The organism is Arthrobacter sp. QXT-31, from assembly GCF_001969265.1.
In the GTDB taxonomy this organism is placed as follows: Bacteria; Actinomycetota; Actinomycetes; order Actinomycetales; family Micrococcaceae; genus Arthrobacter.
Window position 1 is genome coordinate 4,091,023 of record NZ_CP019304.1, and the last position, 16,274, is coordinate 4,107,296.

Consider the following 16,274-nt stretch of genomic DNA (forward strand, 5'->3'; position numbering starts at 1 on the left):
ACCGGCTCCCACGTCTCGCTTCGCTTCGCCGCGGGCCCCTCGCCGGCGTGTGCCCGCCGTCGCCCTAGAATGGACAGATGACCTTAAGCGTTGCGCTCGGCCCTGACACCCAGGAGAGCATCCAGACCGGTACGGCGGTGTCCACCGACTCCCTGACCGCCCCGGACGTCCCTTGGAACCTTGTCATCTGGAACGACCCCGTCAATCTGATGAGCTATGTCAGCTACGTCTTCCAGAGTTATTTCGGATACTCGGAAACCAAAGCCAACAAGCTGATGCTCGAGGTCCACAGGAAGGGCCGGTCCATCGTTGCTCACGGCAGCAAGGAACAGGTGGAGCAGCACGCGGTCGCGATGCACGGGTTCGGCCTGTGGGCCACCGTGGAGAAGGCCACCGGCGGAGACAGCGGGGGCGGCAAAAGCGGCGGTCCGGGCAAGGGCAAGGGAAAACGTGGCTAAGGCTTTCAAATACGGACTCAAGGGCATCTCCGGTTTCCTGGAACCGGCCGAGCGGGAACTGCTGCGCAGCCTGTTCGCCGATGTCATCTCCATGCTGGAGCCGGCGGACCGCGGCTCCGAGGACCCGCTCGCCGCGATGATCGGGCTGGACCTGGAGGTCCGGGAACCGGCCGACCGCGCCCTCCGCCGGCTGTTGCCCAACGCCGTGAAGGACGACGCCGCCGCCTCGCTTGAGTTCCGCCAGCTCACCGAACGCTCGCTGCGGGAAAGCAAGATCGGCGCGCTGCGCGCCGCCGCGCTTGGCCTGGACAAGGACGAACTGGTCCTGACTCCCGCTGATGCCCGGCACTGGTCCACAGCCCTCAACGACGTTCGGCTGGTGCTTGCCGAACGCCTCGACATCCGGGACGAGGCGGACGCCGACCACGTCCACCAGATGCAGGACTGGTCCCAGGCCGAGGACGTGGAAAGCTACCTTGCCCTGGTCTACAACTTCACTACCTGGCTGCAGGAGTCGCTCGTGCAGGCAATGCTGCAGTCGCTGGACGCGCGGCCCTGAGCGGTTTCCGCGGTCCGCGGTCCCGGCGCTGAGCGGTTTCCGACGCGTCAAGTGTGACAAATTCGACATGAGTCGCTCGCCACAAGTGATGGCCGCACCTCACGGGAAGACCTATCCTCAAATAATCATGACTTCAGCATCGAGCATGGATCCGGCAGCGGGAGCTGCAGCGGAATCCGCAACGGCCGACGGCATAAATGTGGGATCGCTGCCGATCGGCGTCTTCGACTCCGGGGTCGGCGGCCTCACCGTGGCACGGTCAATCATCGACCAGCTGCCCAACGAATCCATCCTCTATGTGGGCGATACCGCCCACGGCCCGTACGGGCCGCTGCCCATCGCGGAGGTTCGGGCCAACGCCCTCGGCGTCATGGACGAACTTGTGGACTCCGGCGTCAAGCTGCTGACCATCGCCTGCAACTCGGCGTCGGCCGCCGTGCTCCGTGACGCCCGTGAGCGGTACACCGCGCGCTACGGCATCCCCGTCATCGAAGTGATCCAGCCCGCCGTCCGCCGGGCCGTTGCGGCCACCCGCACCGGCCGCGTCGGCGTGATCGGCACCTCGGCCACCGTGGGTTCCCGGGCCTACGAGGACACGTTCGCCGCCGCACCCGACCTGCAGATCACCTCGGTGGCCTGCCCGGCGTTCGTGCCGTACGTGGAGGCCGGCATCACCACGGGCCCGGAACTGCTCGACGTAGCCCGTGAGTACCTGGAGCCGCTGAAGGCAGCCGGCGTGGACACCGTGGTGCTCGGCTGCACGCACTATCCGCTCCTGACCGGTGTGATCTCCTACGTCATGGGCGAGGACGTCACCCTGGTCTCCAGCGCCGAGGAAACAGCCAAGGACGTCTACCGGGCGCTGGCGAGCAACGGCCTAGAACGCACCGAAGCCGCTGCGCCGGAGCACAGCTTCATCGCAACCGGCGATCCGGGCCAGTTCGAGGCGCTGGCCCGCAGGTTCCTCGGGCCGGAGGTGCTCAGCGTCAAGCACGTGGACCACGTCGCGGCACAGTACCCCACGGGGAGCCTGGCACGGATCACCCCCGAAATGATCGCCGCAGCCCGGGAGGCGGCAGCGCGCCCGCGCATCTCCAACTTCGTCGGCCAGGCCTCTGCCAGCGGTGCAGCCTCCGGGGGGTCCTTCCTGTGAAGCTCACCATCGTCGGCTGCACTGGCTCGTTTCCAGGCCCCGGATCACCCGCCTCCTGCTACCTGCTGACCGCCAACGACGGCGAACGGGTGTGGAAGGTGGTCATGGACCTCGGCAGCGGGGCCCTGGGCGCCATCCAGCGCTACACCGACCTCGAGGACATCGACGCGATCTTCCTCACGCACCTGCACCCCGACCACTGCATGGACCTGTGCGGGCTGCACGTTGCCGTGCGCTGGAAACCGGGCGGCTGGGACCGGGGGAGGATCCCCGTCTGGGGGCCTGCCGCCACCGCCGACAGGATGGCCACTGCCTACGGGCTGGACCTGGACCCGGGGATGCACGAGGAGTTCGACTTCACCAACTGGACCGAACGCCAGTCCGTCACGGTGGGCCCTTTCACCGTGACGCCCTTCGCCGTGAACCACCCGGTGGAGGAGGCCTATGCCCTCCGCGTGGAGGTCACCGAGCCGGATCCGGCCGGCGGCACCGCGACCCGCGTGCTCACCTATTCGGGTGACACCGATTCCTGCCGCGGGCTGGAGGAGGCGGCCAAGGACGCCGACCTCTTCCTCTGCGAAGCCGCCTTCGAGGAAGGCCGCGACGACGGCATCAAGGACGTCCACCTGACCGGCAAGCGGGCCGGGGAGGCAGCCACCGCCGCCGGCGCGCGCCGCCTGCTGCTCACCCATATTCCGGTATGGACCTCGCAGACCAAGGTCATGGCCGAGGCGCGTCCCGCCTTCGCCGGTGACGTGGCCGTGGCCGTTGCGGGCGTGCACTACAACGTCTGATGTGGCAGCTGTCTGATCTGGCAATTGCCGGACTGGGCACCTGCCGGACTGGGCACTTGACCGACGTGGCGCCGGCTGACCTGACACGGCATGCCTGTAGCCTCGATAAGCTAAAGGCATGACTTCCGAAGCAACCACTGCCCCCGTCATCCGTGCCGACGGCCGCACCCCGGACCAGCTCCGGCCAATCAGCATCACCCGCGGTTGGTCCAAGCAGGCCGAGGGATCGGCCCTCATCGAGTTCGGCAACACCCGGGTCCTGTGCACCGCTTCCCTCACCGAAGGTGTTCCGCGCTGGCTCAAGGGCGAAGGCCGTGGCTGGGTGACCGCCGAATACGCGATGCTCCCGCGGGCCACGAACACCCGCTCCGACCGCGAGTCCGTCAAGGGCAAGATCGGCGGCCGCACCCACGAGATCTCCCGCCTCATCGGGCGTTCGCTGCGGTCGATCATCGACACCAAGGCCCTGGGGGAGAACACCATCGTGCTGGACTGCGATGTCCTGCAGGCCGACGGCGGTACCCGGACGGCAGCCATCACCGGCGCCTACGTGGCGCTCGCCGAGGCCATCCGCTTCGCCCGCGAGAACAAGATGATCGCCCGCAACGCCCAGCCCCTGGTGGACACCATCGCCGCCGTGTCGGTGGGGATCATCGACGGCATTCCGATGCTGGACCTGCCGTACATCGAGGACGTGCGGGCCGAGACCGACATGAACGTCGTCGTGACCGGCTCCGGCAAGTTCGTGGAGGTCCAGGGAACGGCCGAGGGCGCCCCGTTCGACCGGGAGGAACTCAACAAGCTGCTGGACCTGGCACTGCTGGGAACAGAACAGCTGGCTGCCATCCAGCGCGAGACCCTGGCTGAAGCGCCGTGAGTGAGAACAGCCCCGTGAGCGCGGACAGCGTTTCGCCCCAGCCCCGGCTGGTGCTGGCCACCCGTAACGCCGGAAAACTGCGGGAGCTGCGTGAGCTGCTGCGCGGGCAGGTCCCGGGGCTCGACGTCGACACCCAGGTGGTTGACGCGGCCGCCGTCGGAGCGCCCGATGTCGCCGAGACAGGGGTGACGTTCGCCGAAAATTCGCTGCTGAAGGCGCGGGCCGTGGCCGACGCCACGGGTCTGGTGGCCATCGCGGACGACTCGGGGCTGTCCGTGGATGTCCTCGGCGGCGCGCCGGGGATCTTTTCCGCGCGGTGGGCAGGACGCCACGGCGACGACGTCGCCAACCTGCGTCTGCTGCTGGCCCAGCTGTCCGACGTGCCGGACGGCCACCGCGGCGCCGCCTTCGTGTGCGCCGCGGCCCTCGCCGTGCCGGCGTCGGCCAACGCGGACGGGGCACGCGAAGTGGTGGAGTACGGACAGCTTGCCGGCACGCTGCTGCGGGAGCCGCGGGGCGAAGGCGGGTTCGGCTACGACCCCGTTCTGGAGCCGCTGGGCATGGACCGCAGCTGCGCAGAGCTCAGCCCGGAGGAGAAAAACGCCATCAGCCACCGCGGGCTGGCGTTCCGTGCGCTGCTGCCCTCGATCGTCGAGGCCCTGCGCTAGCTGCTGAAATGGCCGTAAACAGCAGAAAGGCACCTCATTCCTGAGGTGCCTTTCTGCTGTCCGGGTTTCCGGTGGAAGCCGGCCGGATCTCCGGTCAATCCAGGTTTGTTTTGCGCTCGGCCTCGGGCTCGTGCTCCTCGATGAACTCCTCCACCGGATCGGTCCCGAATGCTGCGGCTTCGCGCTTGGCGGTCATGCCGCGCACCACTTCAACGCCGACCGGGATCACCGAGACCAGGACAATGACGATGAAGATGATGTCCAGGTTCTCCCGCACCCACGGCACCCGGTCGCCCAGCACGTAGCCGAGAAGGGTCACGCCGCCGCCCCACAGAAGAGCGCCGATGACGTTGAACAGGAAGAACTTGCGCTTGTCCATTTGGGCAACGCCCACGATGACCGGGACAAACGTCCGGATGATGGGAACAAAGCGTGCAAGGATCAGGGCTTTGCCGCCGTGCTTTTCGAAGAACTTGTGCGCGCTGTCCACGTTCTCATGCTTGAACAGCCGGGAATCCGGCTTGTTGAAGATGGCGGGGCCGGCCTTCGAACCGATGAAATAGCCCGTCTGGTTGCCGATGATGGCGGACACGATGATCAGTGCCGCGAAGAGCCAGATGTTGAATTTGATCGTGTCCGTGGCCACGAGCAGGCCCGCCGTAAACAGCATGGAATCGCCCGGCAGGAAGAACCCGATCAGCAGCCCGGTTTCCGCGAAGACGATCCCGCAGACCAGCAGGACAACCCACGGGGCCAGGGCCGGGTCGGCCAGGAACACCTGGGGGTTGAGCCAGTCCGGCAGGAATGATGCCAGATGCGGCTGGACGGGGCCGGCGCCACCCAGCGCGGGCACGGCAAAGTCGCTCAATGCATTTAAGTTCACGTTTCAAGGGTACTTGACGGGTTCCGCGCCCCTGCCGAGCTACAGTTGTCCCCGTGGGTTTGGACTTTACGGCGATCGACTTCGAGACCGCCAACGGCTTCCGCGGTTCGCCGTGTGCCGTTGGCCTCACCAAGGTCCGTGGCGGCGTCATCGTCGAGGAGGCCTCCTGGCTCATGCGGCCTCCGGAAAACCACGACACGTTCGACTACCACAACGTCCGCGTCCACGGCATCCGGCCCGAACAGGTGGCCGGCCTGCCGCGCTTCGGGGAGCTGTTTCCGGAGATCGGCGCATTCATTGGCGGCGACATCCTCGCCGCGCACAACGCCGCCTTCGACCTCGGGGTGATCCGCTCCGGGCTTGAGGTCTCGGGGCTTCCCGGCCCGGCCTACGACTACGTGTGCACCGTGATGCTCTCCCGGCGCTGCTATTCGCTGGTTTCGAATTCCCTGCCCTTTGCCGCCGAGGAGGCGGGCGTGCCGCTCGTGAACCACCACGATGCGGCCGAGGATGCCCGGGCGTGCGCCGGCGTCCTCATCGACATCGCGGGGCGTAACCGGGCCAACAGCATCGCCGAGCTCTACCTTTCGCTGGGATTGTCCATACCCCAGCAGCCGGCGTTCGACCCGGCGACCGGCGAGCTTTCCAAGGCGACCGTCTCGGCGCTCGCCGCCGCGGGCGGCACCAGTGTTGCCCGGCCCTTCCGCAGCGGGTGGCCCGAGGAAGGGCCCAACCCCGAGCCGAATCCCGACGCCGAGCCCGGGAATCCGCTGTTCGGACAGACCGTGGTGTTCACCGGCCAGCTCGCGATGCCGCGTCCCGAAGCGAAGACGCGCTCCGCCGAACTGGGGGCGCGTCCGGAGAGCCGGGTCACGGCCCGGACCAGCGTCCTGGTGGTGGGGGACGGCTTCGTGGCCGGCGACCTGCGGTCCGGCAGGCTCACCGGCAAGGCCAAACGCGTCCTGGAGCTGCACGACCGCGGCCAGGCCATCGAGGTGATTTCCGAAGGGGAGTTCCTGCAGATGGTGGGCGGCCAGATGGTGGGCGGGGCACCGGTGCACCTGGCGAACGCTGCCGCAGATCCTGCCGCCTGCTGAACGACCCTCCCTCACGTCCTGCCGGTTTTGCGGGAAACCCGGCAGGATGTGATGGAGCGTCCTGAAAAACCCGGCAGGATCTGATGGAGCGTTGCGGGAAACCCCAACGGCAGACGGCGAACGGGTAGGCAGGGCCTAAACCCTTCCTCACGTCCTGCAGGTTTTTCCCAAACGCGTCCTCGCGTTGCAGGCAGGGGCTGCGGGGACCTGCAGCAACATTCTGCTTAGGCAGATGTGACCGCAACCAGCTGACTGGCCATGCCGCGGATGACTTCGGGGGCCTCCAGCGCCTCCAGCCAGTCTGCAGGCAGGCAGTCGGTGCCGTAGTACGCGCCCAGGATGTTGCCCGCGATGGACCCAGTGGAATCGCTGTCGCCGCTGTGGTTGATTGCCAGGGCGATGGCGGCCTTGAAATGGTCCACCGGAGCGGTCGCGGCTCCCTGCTGGACCGTTGCCAGCACCGCATAAAGTCCGACGGCGAGGGCCTCCTCTGCGACCCACCCTTCACCCAGTTCACGGACCAGGTCCTCCGGGCTCAGGATTGTGCCGGACGCGGCCTCGCCGGCGAGGCCTATGGCTGCTTCCAGCCGCTCGCGGAGTTCGGGCGCCGCTTCGTCATCGGCCAGCACCCGGGCGAGTGCAGCCTCCGCTGCCTGGGCCAGGCTGCTGCCCTGCACCAGGAAATGGATGAGCAGGCTAAAAGCGCCCGCGCTCTGCCGGGCGGAGGGATGCCCGTGGGTGAGCGAGGCGGCGTCGGCGCTCAACTTGTAGACGGAGTCTGCCGGGATATGCGGCACCAGGCCGAAAGGGGCGGAGCGCATTACGGTTCCGCAGCCCTTCGACTCGGGGTTGACCGGGCGGGCGGCCGTTCCCATTTCGCCGGTGGCCAGCCCGCTCAGGCAGGCATTGCCGGGCGCCCGCCGGTGCCGCAGCACCTCCTGGCCGTCAATCCAGCGGGGCTGCGGCCGCGGTGCGGATTCGGGAACGGAAACGCCCTGCGTGTCTAGCCAGCGCAGGTACGCAAGCCACACGCAGGCGTTGGCGTCCGCACCTACACCCGAATTGGCCCACTCCAGGGCCTCGACGATCCCGTCCACCGTGTACAGCGTCATCTGCGTGTCGTCCGAAAAGTGCGTCCCGCCGTCGAGCGCCGCAAAATCCCGGAGGCCGGCAGCGCCGAAACGGCGCCGGATCTCCTCTATCGGGTCGAACTCGACGGCGTAGCCGAGCGAGTCGCCCAGGGCGCCGCCGAGCAGGCAGCCATGGATGCGGGACTCGGGGGACACAACGGTGCCGGAAGCAATGCTCATGCAGGCAAATTTACCTGCCCGCCGGAGCTCTCCCGTCCCGATGATTTGCACGCTGCTGTGATCTCGAACTCTGAATGCCGGGGGTCCGCAGACCGGACGATAAGCTCGGGTTCAGGAACCGTCCAGACTTTGCTGCCAGACTGCTGGGGCCGTCTCCCCAGGCGAGCGACGTTCCCCGCTGACCAAAACATAAGGATTTCACCATGAGCACCCCTGTGTCCGTCCCACCGACCGACGGCCGGCCATCCGCCGGTGACAACGGGTTCCGGCCCGGGCTTCTGTCCCGGCTCGGAGCGGAGGCGTTCGGCACGCTGTTCCTGGTGGTCGCCGGGCTGGGCGTGCCGCTCTTTACCCTTCCGCAGTCCAACCCGCTGCCCGCCGCCCTCGCCGGAGGCCTCGCCGTGACGGCGGCGATGCTGGCCTTCGCTTACATCTCGGGCGGGCACTTCAACCCGGCCATCACAGTGGGCAACCTCGTGGTGGGCAGGATCGGCATCGCTGCCGCCGCGGCGTACATCGGCGCGCAGCTGATCGGTGCGGCAGCCGGCGCGCTTGCGCTGTTCGGGATTCTCCGCACTGTGCCCAACATTCCCGACGCCCGGACGGCGTTTGACACTGTCACCGCCGGCTTCGGTGAGCATTCCGTGATCCAGACGTCGATGGCAGGCGTCCTCCTCGCCGAAGTGCTGGGAGCAGCGCTCCTGGTTGCCGTGTTCCTCGGCACGACGGCCCGCCGCAACATCCACGCGGCCGCAGCCCCCTTCGCCGTCGGGCTGGCCTTTGCGGTGCTGCTGCAGCTGGGCCAGGCCCTTGGCAACGCGCCCTTCAACCCGGCACGGGCCACCGCGTCGGCCCTCTTCAGCAGCAGCTGGGCACTGGAACAGCTGTGGCTGTTCTGGGTAGCCCCGATCGTCGGTGCCGGTATTGCCAGCCTTGTTTTCCGCGGGTTCGCTGACGCCGGCGCCCGGAGTGCCGCGGCAGACACCGAGCACGCCGGAGCCGCACCGGATGCCGAGGATGAGTTCGACGACGACTCCGACGACTCAGACGAAGAGCCGGGTGCCGCGGAAACACAGACCGCAAATGGTCGCACCGCCAGCGCTGAACGCCCGGCCGGAGCGCCGGAGGCAGGCCGCGACGAGGCGCGCGACTTCTTCGACGGCCCGCGCAGCCAGTAGTCCTGACGCGCCGAAGCGCGGGGTCGGCAATATTGTCGGTGCCCGCGCTTAGCTTATGAATATGCGGTTATTGCACACTTCCGACTGGCACCTGGGCCGGTCCTTCCATGGCGTCGGCATGCTGGACGCCCAGCGATCCTTCATCGACCAGCTGGTTGCCCGGGTCAGTGAACTGTCCGTCGACGTCGTGCTGATTGCCGGCGACGTCTACGACCGCGCGCTGCCCGGCGTCGATGTCGTCAACCTGCTGGACGACGCCCTGGTCCGGCTGACCGGAGCGGGCGCGCAGGTGGTGCTGACCAGCGGAAACCACGACTCCGCCATTCGGCTAGGATTCGCGTCCCGTCTGCTGGAGAAGGGCGGCGTCCATCTGCGCACCCGCCTCCAGGAGCTGGATGTCCCCGTGACCCTGCCGCTCGGCGGGGCCGGGGCGGACTCGGATGGCCCCGTGCTGGCGATCTACGGGATCCCCTGGCTCGAACCACGCCTTGTTGCCGAGCAGCTTGGCGCGGACACCGCCAGCCACTTCGAGGTCACCCGTGCCGCCACCCAACGCATCAGGGCCGATGTCGCCGCACGCAGCTCGTCCCGGACCGTTCATTCCGTGGTGCTGGCACACACCTTCGCCAGCGGCGGCATCAGCTCGGACAGCGAACGCGACCTGAGCATTGGAGGCGTCGGCGCTGTGCCGCTGGACCTTTTCGACGGCTTCAGCTACACCGCGCTGGGCCATCTGCACGGCCGGCAGTCCCTCTCCCCGGAGGTGCGCTATTCGGGATCGCCCCTGGCGTACTCCTTCTCAGAGGCGAAGCACCTCAAGGGCGGCTGGCTCGTGGACATTGACGGGTCCGGTGTCACCGCTGTGGAGGAGATCCTCTGGGACGCACCCCGGCAGCTTGCCGTCCTCCGGGGAACGCTCGACGAACTGCTGGAGTCGCCGGAGCATGCCTGGGCCGAGGACGCCTACTGCCAGGTGACCCTGACCGACGCCCAGCGGCCGGCCCAGGCCATGGAGCGCCTGCGGGCCAGGTTCCCGGACACGCTTGTCCTCGGCTTCGAGCCGGAAGGGGCCACCGCGGCATCGTCGGCGAGCTACAGCAGCCGGCTGGCCAAGGCCGAGGACGATCTCGCCGTGTGCTGCGGATTCCTCGAACACGTCCGCGGCCGGGAGCCTGAAGCGGCAGAACGGGCCGCTCTCACCGAAGCTTTGGAGAATGTGCGTCTGCAGGAGGCATCACTGTGAGGATCCACCGTCTGGAGATCTCGGCGTTCGGGCCGTTTGCCGGAACAGAGGAAATTGATTTCGACCAGCTGAGCGCCCACGGGCTGTTCCTGCTGAATGGGCCCACCGGCGCAGGCAAGACCAGCGTGCTGGATGCCATCTGCTATGCGCTCTACGGGTCCGTTCCCGGAGCACGGCAGGACGGCAAGCGACTTCGCAGCGACCATGCGGACGCGGCTGCAGAACCGCGCGTGACCTGTGAATTCACCGCCCGGGGAAGGCGGTACGAAGTCTCCCGGTCACCGGCCTGGGACAAGCCGAGCGCCCGCGGACGGAACGGGTTCACCACACAACAGGCCAAGACGCTCCTCCGCGAACGGGTCGCCGGTGCCTGGGTGGAAAAATCCGGCCGGAACGACGAAGCGGGGGCGGAAATCACCGCGCTCCTCGGCATGGACCGGGAACAGTTCACCCGCGTGGTCATGCTCCCCCAGGGAGACTTCGCTGCATTCCTCCGGTCCAAGGCTTCGGACCGCCTCGAGCTGCTGCAGAAACTCTTTGGCACGGAACGGTTTGAGGCAGTGGAGCGGGAGCTGGCGGTCCAGGCCACGGGTGCCGTCAAGGAAGTAGGGGATCTCGAGGACAGGCTGGGCCTGCTCGTGGCGAGGGCCCGGGCGGAGGCCACTGCTCTCGAAGTCGACTTCGATGCAGCACCGGAATTTGCTGGCGATCCGGAACTCCTGTCCTGGCTGGAGACTGCGGCCAAGGAACGTGCCTCGGTGCTTGCCCGGGACGCAGAATCGTGCGAGGAGCAGCGGCGCGGCTGCGCGGACCAGCTCGAAGTGGAGCTGGCCAGGGAGGGCAGGCGCCTGAAGCTTGCTGCCGCCCTGAGGCGGAGGGCGGACGCAGAGGCCGCCGCGCCCGAACTCGAAAGCGCAGGGGCCGCCCTGGCACTGCACCGGAAGGCAGAACTTCTCGGCGGGCAGCTGAAGTCCGTAGCCAGCGCCGAGGCGATGTTCGCCCGCGCAGAGGAAGCCGCGGACCTCGCCGCCGCCAGCGTGCGGGAGGCAGCCAGGTCCAGCGTCGAATTGGCGGGGACGGAAAACGGCCCCGCAGAACGCGCTGCTGCAGGAAGCGGCTTCGCAGGGCGCAGTGCTGTCGCAGAACACGTTTCCGTTGACGTGGCCGCGGAGCTGTCGCGCCTGCGTTCGCTGGCGGCCGTGATTGGGGAGCGCCTTGCCGATGAGGACCGGCTGGGCGGCCTGCACCAGCGCGCAGCCGGGCTCATCCAGCAGCGGCAGCAACTCACCCGGGCCGGCGACGACCATGCCGCCCGGCTGCTTTCCCTCCGTACTGAGATGGAGACCCTGCGTACCACCCTGCAGCCGCTGGAACAGCTGGCAGGGGAATCCGTCCTTCGCACCAAGGAGGCCGCCACCGCGGATGAGCTGGTGGACGTTGTCAGACGCTACGGCATTGCGGCGGCCGGATGTGCTGCCGTGACCGAACGGCACCTCAGGGCCAGGGAACACCACCAGGAACTGCGCCGGCAGTGGCTGGACGTCCGCGAGGAACGGCTGTCCAATGCGGCGGCCGAATTGGCTTCCCGCCTGGAAAACGGCGCGCCCTGTCCCGTCTGCGGCAGCGCTGAGCATCCGGCGCCGGTGCCTGCGGGGGACTCCGTCCTGGGGCTGGCCGACAGGGAGGAACGCGCCAAGGAGATCAGCGAGGCAGCCGAGAGGACACTGTCTGCACTGCAAGCCGAACTTTCCGAGGCCAGGCAGCTGGTAGCCGTTCTCGCCGGACAGGGCGGCGACGCCGATCCCGCCGAAGCGGCCGAGGCAGCCAAGGCCGCCCGGGCAGCCGCTGCCGAAGCAGCAGCCGCCGTAACGGAACTGGCAACCAGCAGGAGCCGGCAGGAGGAGCTGGCCGAACGCATCGACTCCGCGGAGCACCTGCGTGTGGATACGTTGTCACAGCTGGCGCAGACGGAGTCCGCCCTGGCCGAAATCGAGGGGCAGTCCGCCGCGCTGGAATCGTCGCTCGAAGCGCTCCGTGCCGGCCACGCGAGCCTCGTTCTCCGCAGCGAAGCCATCGGCCAGGTTGTTGGCATTCTGGAACAGGCTGATGCTGCCCAGTCACAGCTGGAGCAGGCAGCGGCCCGCGTGGCCGAGGCGCGGACGGAGCTCGACCGCGCCCTTCCCGAGGCCGGATTTGCCTCGGCTGCCGAGGCTCGCCAGGCCCTCCTGCCCGCGCCGGAAGCTGCCCGGCTGGAGTCGGCCGTGCAGGCCGGGCGGGATGAGGAGGTGCGGCTCGAGGAACTGTTCGCCAGCGAGGAGCTCGTCCTGGCAGTCAAGGAGCAGGCAGCCGGCTCTGCGGCCACCGCGGCGGACCTGGATGCGCTGCGCGCCGAGGCGGAGCGGGCCGAGCAGGCCGCAAAGGACGTTGCACTGGTGGCGGGCCTGGCCAAGCAGGCCGCCAGGACGCTCGGGCGCCTGCGCGCCGAGTACGGGGAGCTAGCCGAATCCGGCCGGGAACCAAGGGAACGCGCCGAAGTGCTGAAGGGCCTGGCCGAAGCGGCCCGTGGTGCCGGCGACAACAGTTACCGCATGAGCCTGAACGCGTACGTCCTGGCCGCGCGGCTGGAGCAGGTTGCCATTGCTGCATCGGAAAGGCTGGTTGCCATGAGTGACGGCCGCTACACACTCCAGCACTCGGATGCGAGGGCAGCCCGGAACGCCAAGTCCGGGCTGGGGCTGGAAGTCGTGGACGAATGGACCGGGCGCCGCCGCGACACGTCGACACTCTCCGGCGGGGAATCCTTCATGGCCTCGCTGTCGCTCGCCCTCGGCCTTGCGGACGTGGTGCAGCAGGAGGCGGGCGGGGTCGATATTGAAACACTGTTCGTCGACGAGGGCTTTGGGAGCCTCGATGAGCAGGCACTGGAGCAGGTCATGGATGCGTTGGAGGGCCTCCGTGACGGCGGCCGCGTGGTGGGCCTCGTGAGCCATGTGGGGGAGATGAAGCAGCGCATCGGCAGCCAGCTCCAGGTGGTGAAGCAGCGCAACGGCTCGACTGTCCACGTTGTCGATGCGCTCGTGACGGTCTGAACCGGTGACGGCCTGAACCGGTGAAGCCGCTGCCGGGCGGCTTCACCGGTCCGGTACCATGGGACTGTTACCGGGTTCGGCGCATCGGGAGGAGGGACGATGCGCACGACTGAACGAGCCCGGATACATGCACACTCCAACGGCGTCCCAATCACACGCCAACCCTGGCCCCTCCACGCCACCAGCCGGCACCGTCGGCACCGACCCTGGCGGCATCGACGTAGCAGGCACCGTCCCTGCCAGCCCTGAATCTCCCGGCACGGACTTACCTGAAACCGGCACGCCGGCCGCAAAATTCGGCGGCCGCTTCGCCCGCCTGCCGGCCCTGGCCGGCAGGGGATTCCTGCCCCTGGGCCTGTTCGCGCGCCTGCCCCTCGCGATGCTGACGCTGGGAACCCTCACCCTTGCCACCTCGGTCACCGGCTCCTATGCCGTGGGCGGAGCTGCGGCCGGCGCCGTCGGTATCGGCTCGGCCGCAGGTGCGCCGGTCCTCGGCTGGTTGGCCGACCGGTTCAGCCAGCGCCCCGTGCTGCTGGCCGCCGCTGTCCTGAATGTCGTGGCCGTGCTTGCCGTCATCGCCACCGCGTATGTGATTCCGGGCGTGCACGAGGTCGGCGCCGCCTGGGGCGTCATCACGGCCGCGTTCCTGGCAGGAGTCAGCTCCCCCCAGGTCGGCCCGCTGGCCCGCGTCCGGTGGATGGCGCTTACGGCTGACAGCCGGCGCGCAGGGGACAGCACTGACCTCGACGTCGCCTTGTCCTATGAGAGCACGGCCGACGAACTGACCTTCGTGCTTGGTCCGGCCCTCGTGGGCGTCCTGGCCAGCCTTGTGGCTCCGTGGCTCCCGCTGGCCCTGGCCGCAGCGCTGACGCTCACGCTCGTTCCGGCCTTCGCCGTCCACCCGACCCACACGGCAGTCCCGCGCCGGGAAAAGGCCATTACCCGCGGCAAGGCGCCCAGTACCCGGGCAGGCAGCCGCCTCGCCGGGTTGGGCCCGGTGGCGCTTCCTGTCCTGGCCATGGTCTGCATGGGCACTTTCTTCGGTTCGACGCAGGCAGCTTTGAGCGCCTTTTCCGCCGGATTCGCGACGTCGGAGGCGGCCGGGCTCCTGTACGCGGTCATGGGGATCAGCTCGGCCGCGGCCGCCATCTCGGTGGCCTACTGGCCGGCCGGCTTCCCGGTGGCTGCCCGCTGGGTGGCCGGAGCCGCAGCCATGGCCGCGCTGTCGGGGCTGCTGTTCCTGCCAACAGACGGCTGGGGCATGGTGCTGGTTCTGCTCGCACTGGGCCTGCCGGTGGGCCCGGTCATGGTCACGGTCTTTGCAATTGGCGGGATGGTGGCACCGGCGGGCCGGCTAGCGACGGTGATGACGGCGCTCGCCAGCGGCATCGTCGCCGGCACGGCGCTTGGCTCATCCATCGGAGGCCAGCTGGCCCAGGACGCCGGCCACGGCGCCGCCTTCCTGGTCACGGCTGCCGCCGCGGCGGCGCTGTTCGCCCTCGGGGTGGCGGCCGCCGTCGTCGTCCGTTCCAGGCAGCGGGGCTCAGGCGAGCTGACTTTCGATCCTGGCCGCGCTGGCGGTCAGGGCAGCGGCCACCGCTTCCGGGTCCTGCGCTGACCGGATATAGACGACGGCGACGGCGGCCGGGCGCCCGCCGGGAACCCGGACGGGGGCGGCCAGTGAGGAAACCCCGGCGATGACTTCGTCATGGCTCGCGGCATAACCGCGCTTCCGGGCCTCGGCAGCCTCGGGGCGGTACGGCACGGCGGGAGCGAGCTGGTTCCACTCCTGCTCCGTCAGCGCGGACTGGATGGCGATGCCGGGCGCGCCGGAACTGATCGGATGACGGGACCCCGGGTGCTGCACCACCGTCGCGGCCGAATGCCGGGGCTCCACCGTCACGAGCGTCACGCAGTCCTGGTGGTCCCATACCGCCACGAAGGCCGTCATGTTGAGACTGTTGGCCAGCTGGGTCAGTTCCGGAAGGGCTGCGGTCTGGAGGTTCCGCGAGACGCCACGCGCCAGCACCGCGAGGCCGGGGCCGGGCTGGACGCGCCCGGCGTCGTCGCGGACCAGCAGGGAATGGTCCTCGAGGGTCCGCAGGATCCGGTAGGCCACCGACCGGTGCACACCCATGGCCTCGGCCAGTTCGGCGATGGTCAGCGGGCGGTCAGCTTCGGCCAGGATTTCCAGTGCACGGATGCCTCGGGAGAGGGTCTGGGAGGGGGAAGCCTGGGCGGGCGCAACCTGCGCTGCGGCACCGGCGTTGGGAGTCATGCTGTCCATCCTAGGCATGTAGGCGGGGCGGCCAGCCACAAGGGCTTGTGCAGCACGTCACCTTGGGCTACGGTTCCATATAGGAATTGCCTGTTCAACTATCGAACAAGTCAACTATAGAACAGTTCATGATGATGGCCAATCCAACAGCTGGCCCCGACGTTCCGGGCAGAACTTCAGTTCCCCGCGCCCACCGGTTCCGGGGCAGCCTGGGCAGGTTTGCCACGGGAGTCGCCATTGTCACGTTCGACGGCGTCACCAAGCGCCACGGGATTACCGTCAACTCCTTCACCGCCGTCTCCATGGACCCGCCCCTGGTCCTGGCCAGCATCGCCCGCACCGCCAAAGCCCACGACGAGCTGGCCGGCAGGCCCTTCACCGTCAACATCCTCGGAGCCGAGCAGCGCCAGCTGGCCATGCATTTTGCGGGACGTCCGGGCCCGGAACCACGATGGGTGGAAGGGGCTGCGGCTCCCCGGCTCGCCGGCGTGCTTGCCTACTTTGAGTGCCGGCCCTGGGCGGCGTACGACGGCGGCGACCACACCCTCTATCTCGGCGAGGTGGTGGATTTCGACCACCGGAGCGGCGATGCGCTCGCGTTTGCCAACAGTGCCTTCATTACCATCCCGGAGAGCCAGCTGGGGATAGAAGACCTGCTGTAGGCGCCATTCCTTCACCACCACCAAA

At 68.5% G+C, this 16,274-nt stretch carries 15 protein-coding genes; 12 read left to right on the top strand and 3 right to left on the bottom strand.

Translation table 11 applies throughout. From position 1 onward, the window contains the following. The first annotated feature begins 77 nt into the window (after window positions 1-77). From clpS to rdgB, 6 genes are all read left to right on the top strand, one after another. Complete coding sequence (gene clpS / locus BWQ92_RS18595) at window positions 78-458, top strand: ATP-dependent Clp protease adapter ClpS (protein ID WP_076802025.1); 381 nt, start codon at window positions 78-80, stop codon at window positions 456-458. After that, window positions 451-1,017 (top strand): DUF2017 domain-containing protein, encoded by a 567-nt coding sequence (locus tag BWQ92_RS18600; protein ID WP_076802028.1) that lies wholly within the window; start codon window positions 451-453, stop codon window positions 1,015-1,017. Before clpS ends, BWQ92_RS18600 begins: the two co-directional genes overlap by 8 nt. 127 nt (window positions 1,018-1,144) lie before the next feature. Next, entirely contained in the window at window positions 1,145-2,170 is a 1,026-nt protein-coding gene (murI, locus tag BWQ92_RS18605) for a glutamate racemase (protein ID WP_377956569.1), read from the top strand. Beyond that, the gene (locus tag BWQ92_RS18610) at window positions 2,167-2,964 is read left to right on the top strand and encodes an MBL fold metallo-hydrolase (RefSeq protein ID WP_076802036.1); all 798 of its coding nucleotides are present in this window, start codon (window positions 2,167-2,169) and stop codon (window positions 2,962-2,964) included. Before murI ends, BWQ92_RS18610 begins: the two co-directional genes overlap by 4 nt. Before the next feature lie 118 nt (window positions 2,965-3,082). Next, the gene (rph, locus tag BWQ92_RS18615; protein ID WP_076802039.1) at window positions 3,083-3,841 is read left to right on the top strand and encodes a ribonuclease PH; all 759 of its coding nucleotides are present in this window, start codon (window positions 3,083-3,085) and stop codon (window positions 3,839-3,841) included. Next, window positions 3,838-4,509, top strand: coding sequence for an RdgB/HAM1 family non-canonical purine NTP pyrophosphatase (rdgB, locus tag BWQ92_RS18620; protein WP_236783001.1), 672 nt, complete (start codon window positions 3,838-3,840; stop codon window positions 4,507-4,509). The genes rph and rdgB overlap by 4 nt, the downstream gene beginning before the upstream one ends. Before the next feature lie 94 nt (window positions 4,510-4,603). Here rdgB and BWQ92_RS18625 read toward each other — a convergent pair whose 3' ends face one another. Beyond that, the gene (locus BWQ92_RS18625) at window positions 4,604-5,377 is read right to left on the bottom strand and encodes a DedA family protein (protein ID WP_076802043.1); all 774 of its coding nucleotides are present in this window, start codon (window positions 5,375-5,377) and stop codon (window positions 4,604-4,606) included. A gap of 68 nt (window positions 5,378-5,445) precedes the next feature. Between BWQ92_RS18625 and BWQ92_RS18630 the strand changes: the two genes are divergently transcribed. Next, a complete protein-coding gene (locus BWQ92_RS18630) occupies window positions 5,446-6,489 on the top strand; it encodes an exonuclease domain-containing protein (RefSeq protein WP_076802047.1) in 1,044 nt (347 codons plus the stop codon). Between the two features lie 224 nt (window positions 6,490-6,713). Here the strand turns inward: BWQ92_RS18630 and BWQ92_RS18635 are convergent, their stop codons facing one another. Further along, window positions 6,714-7,799: an ADP-ribosylglycohydrolase family protein gene (locus BWQ92_RS18635; protein ID WP_076802051.1), complete on the bottom strand. Its 1,086-nt coding sequence runs from the start codon at window positions 7,797-7,799 to the stop codon at window positions 6,714-6,716. Between the two features lie 203 nt (window positions 7,800-8,002). Here BWQ92_RS18635 and BWQ92_RS18640 point away from each other — a divergent pair, with 203 nt between their 5' ends. The 4 genes from BWQ92_RS18640 to BWQ92_RS18655 all read left to right on the top strand — a co-directional run bounded on the left by BWQ92_RS18640 (window position 8,003) and on the right by BWQ92_RS18655 (window position 14,927). Continuing rightward, window positions 8,003-8,977, top strand: a complete 975-nt coding sequence (locus BWQ92_RS18640) for an MIP/aquaporin family protein (RefSeq protein WP_083706363.1) — start codon at window positions 8,003-8,005, stop codon at window positions 8,975-8,977. A gap of 61 nt (window positions 8,978-9,038) precedes the next feature. Continuing rightward, on the top strand, window positions 9,039-10,220 hold the full coding sequence (locus tag BWQ92_RS18645) for an exonuclease SbcCD subunit D (protein ID WP_076802056.1): 1,182 nt from the start codon (window positions 9,039-9,041) through the stop codon (window positions 10,218-10,220). After that, window positions 10,217-13,309: an AAA family ATPase gene (locus tag BWQ92_RS18650; protein WP_076802061.1), complete on the top strand. Its 3,093-nt coding sequence runs from the start codon at window positions 10,217-10,219 to the stop codon at window positions 13,307-13,309. The genes BWQ92_RS18645 and BWQ92_RS18650 overlap by 4 nt, the downstream gene beginning before the upstream one ends. 127 nt (window positions 13,310-13,436) lie before the next feature. Continuing rightward, complete coding sequence (locus BWQ92_RS18655) at window positions 13,437-14,927, top strand: MFS transporter (RefSeq protein ID WP_083706364.1); 1,491 nt, start codon at window positions 13,437-13,439, stop codon at window positions 14,925-14,927. Here BWQ92_RS18655 and BWQ92_RS18660 read toward each other — a convergent pair. Continuing rightward, the gene (locus tag BWQ92_RS18660) at window positions 14,853-15,587 is read right to left on the bottom strand and encodes an IclR family transcriptional regulator (RefSeq protein ID WP_076802065.1); all 735 of its coding nucleotides are present in this window, start codon (window positions 15,585-15,587) and stop codon (window positions 14,853-14,855) included. The genes BWQ92_RS18655 and BWQ92_RS18660 overlap by 75 nt on opposite strands. A gap of 134 nt (window positions 15,588-15,721) precedes the next feature. On the opposite strand from BWQ92_RS18660, the gene BWQ92_RS18665 reads away from it, so the two are divergent. Further along, the gene (locus tag BWQ92_RS18665) at window positions 15,722-16,249 is read left to right on the top strand and encodes a flavin reductase family protein (RefSeq protein WP_216640004.1); all 528 of its coding nucleotides are present in this window, start codon (window positions 15,722-15,724) and stop codon (window positions 16,247-16,249) included. Window positions 16,250-16,274 lie beyond the last annotated feature (25 nt).

What these genes read in the sequence shown, in the direction of transcription:
- clpS (WP_076802025.1), top strand. Translation starts at nt 78, where the DNA reads ATGACCTTAAGCGTTGCGCTCGGCCCTGACACCCAGGAGAGCATCCAG.
- murI (WP_377956569.1), top strand. Translation starts at nt 1,145, where the DNA reads ATGACTTCAGCATCGAGCATGGATCCGGCAGCGGGAGCTGCAGCGGAA.
- rph (WP_076802039.1), top strand. Translation starts at nt 3,083, where the DNA reads ATGACTTCCGAAGCAACCACTGCCCCCGTCATCCGTGCCGACGGCCGC.
- BWQ92_RS18635 (WP_076802051.1), bottom strand. Translation starts at nt 7,799, where the DNA reads ATGAGCATTGCTTCCGGCACCGTTGTGTCCCCCGAGTCCCGCATCCAT.
- BWQ92_RS18640 (WP_083706363.1), top strand. Translation starts at nt 8,003, where the DNA reads ATGAGCACCCCTGTGTCCGTCCCACCGACCGACGGCCGGCCATCCGCC.
- BWQ92_RS18645 (WP_076802056.1), top strand. Translation starts at nt 9,039, where the DNA reads ATGCGGTTATTGCACACTTCCGACTGGCACCTGGGCCGGTCCTTCCAT.
- BWQ92_RS18655 (WP_083706364.1), top strand. Translation starts at nt 13,437, where the DNA reads ATGCACACTCCAACGGCGTCCCAATCACACGCCAACCCTGGCCCCTCC.
- BWQ92_RS18660 (WP_076802065.1), bottom strand. Translation starts at nt 15,587, where the DNA reads ATGACTCCCAACGCCGGTGCCGCAGCGCAGGTTGCGCCCGCCCAGGCT.
- BWQ92_RS18665 (WP_216640004.1), top strand. Translation starts at nt 15,722, where the DNA reads ATGGCCAATCCAACAGCTGGCCCCGACGTTCCGGGCAGAACTTCAGTT.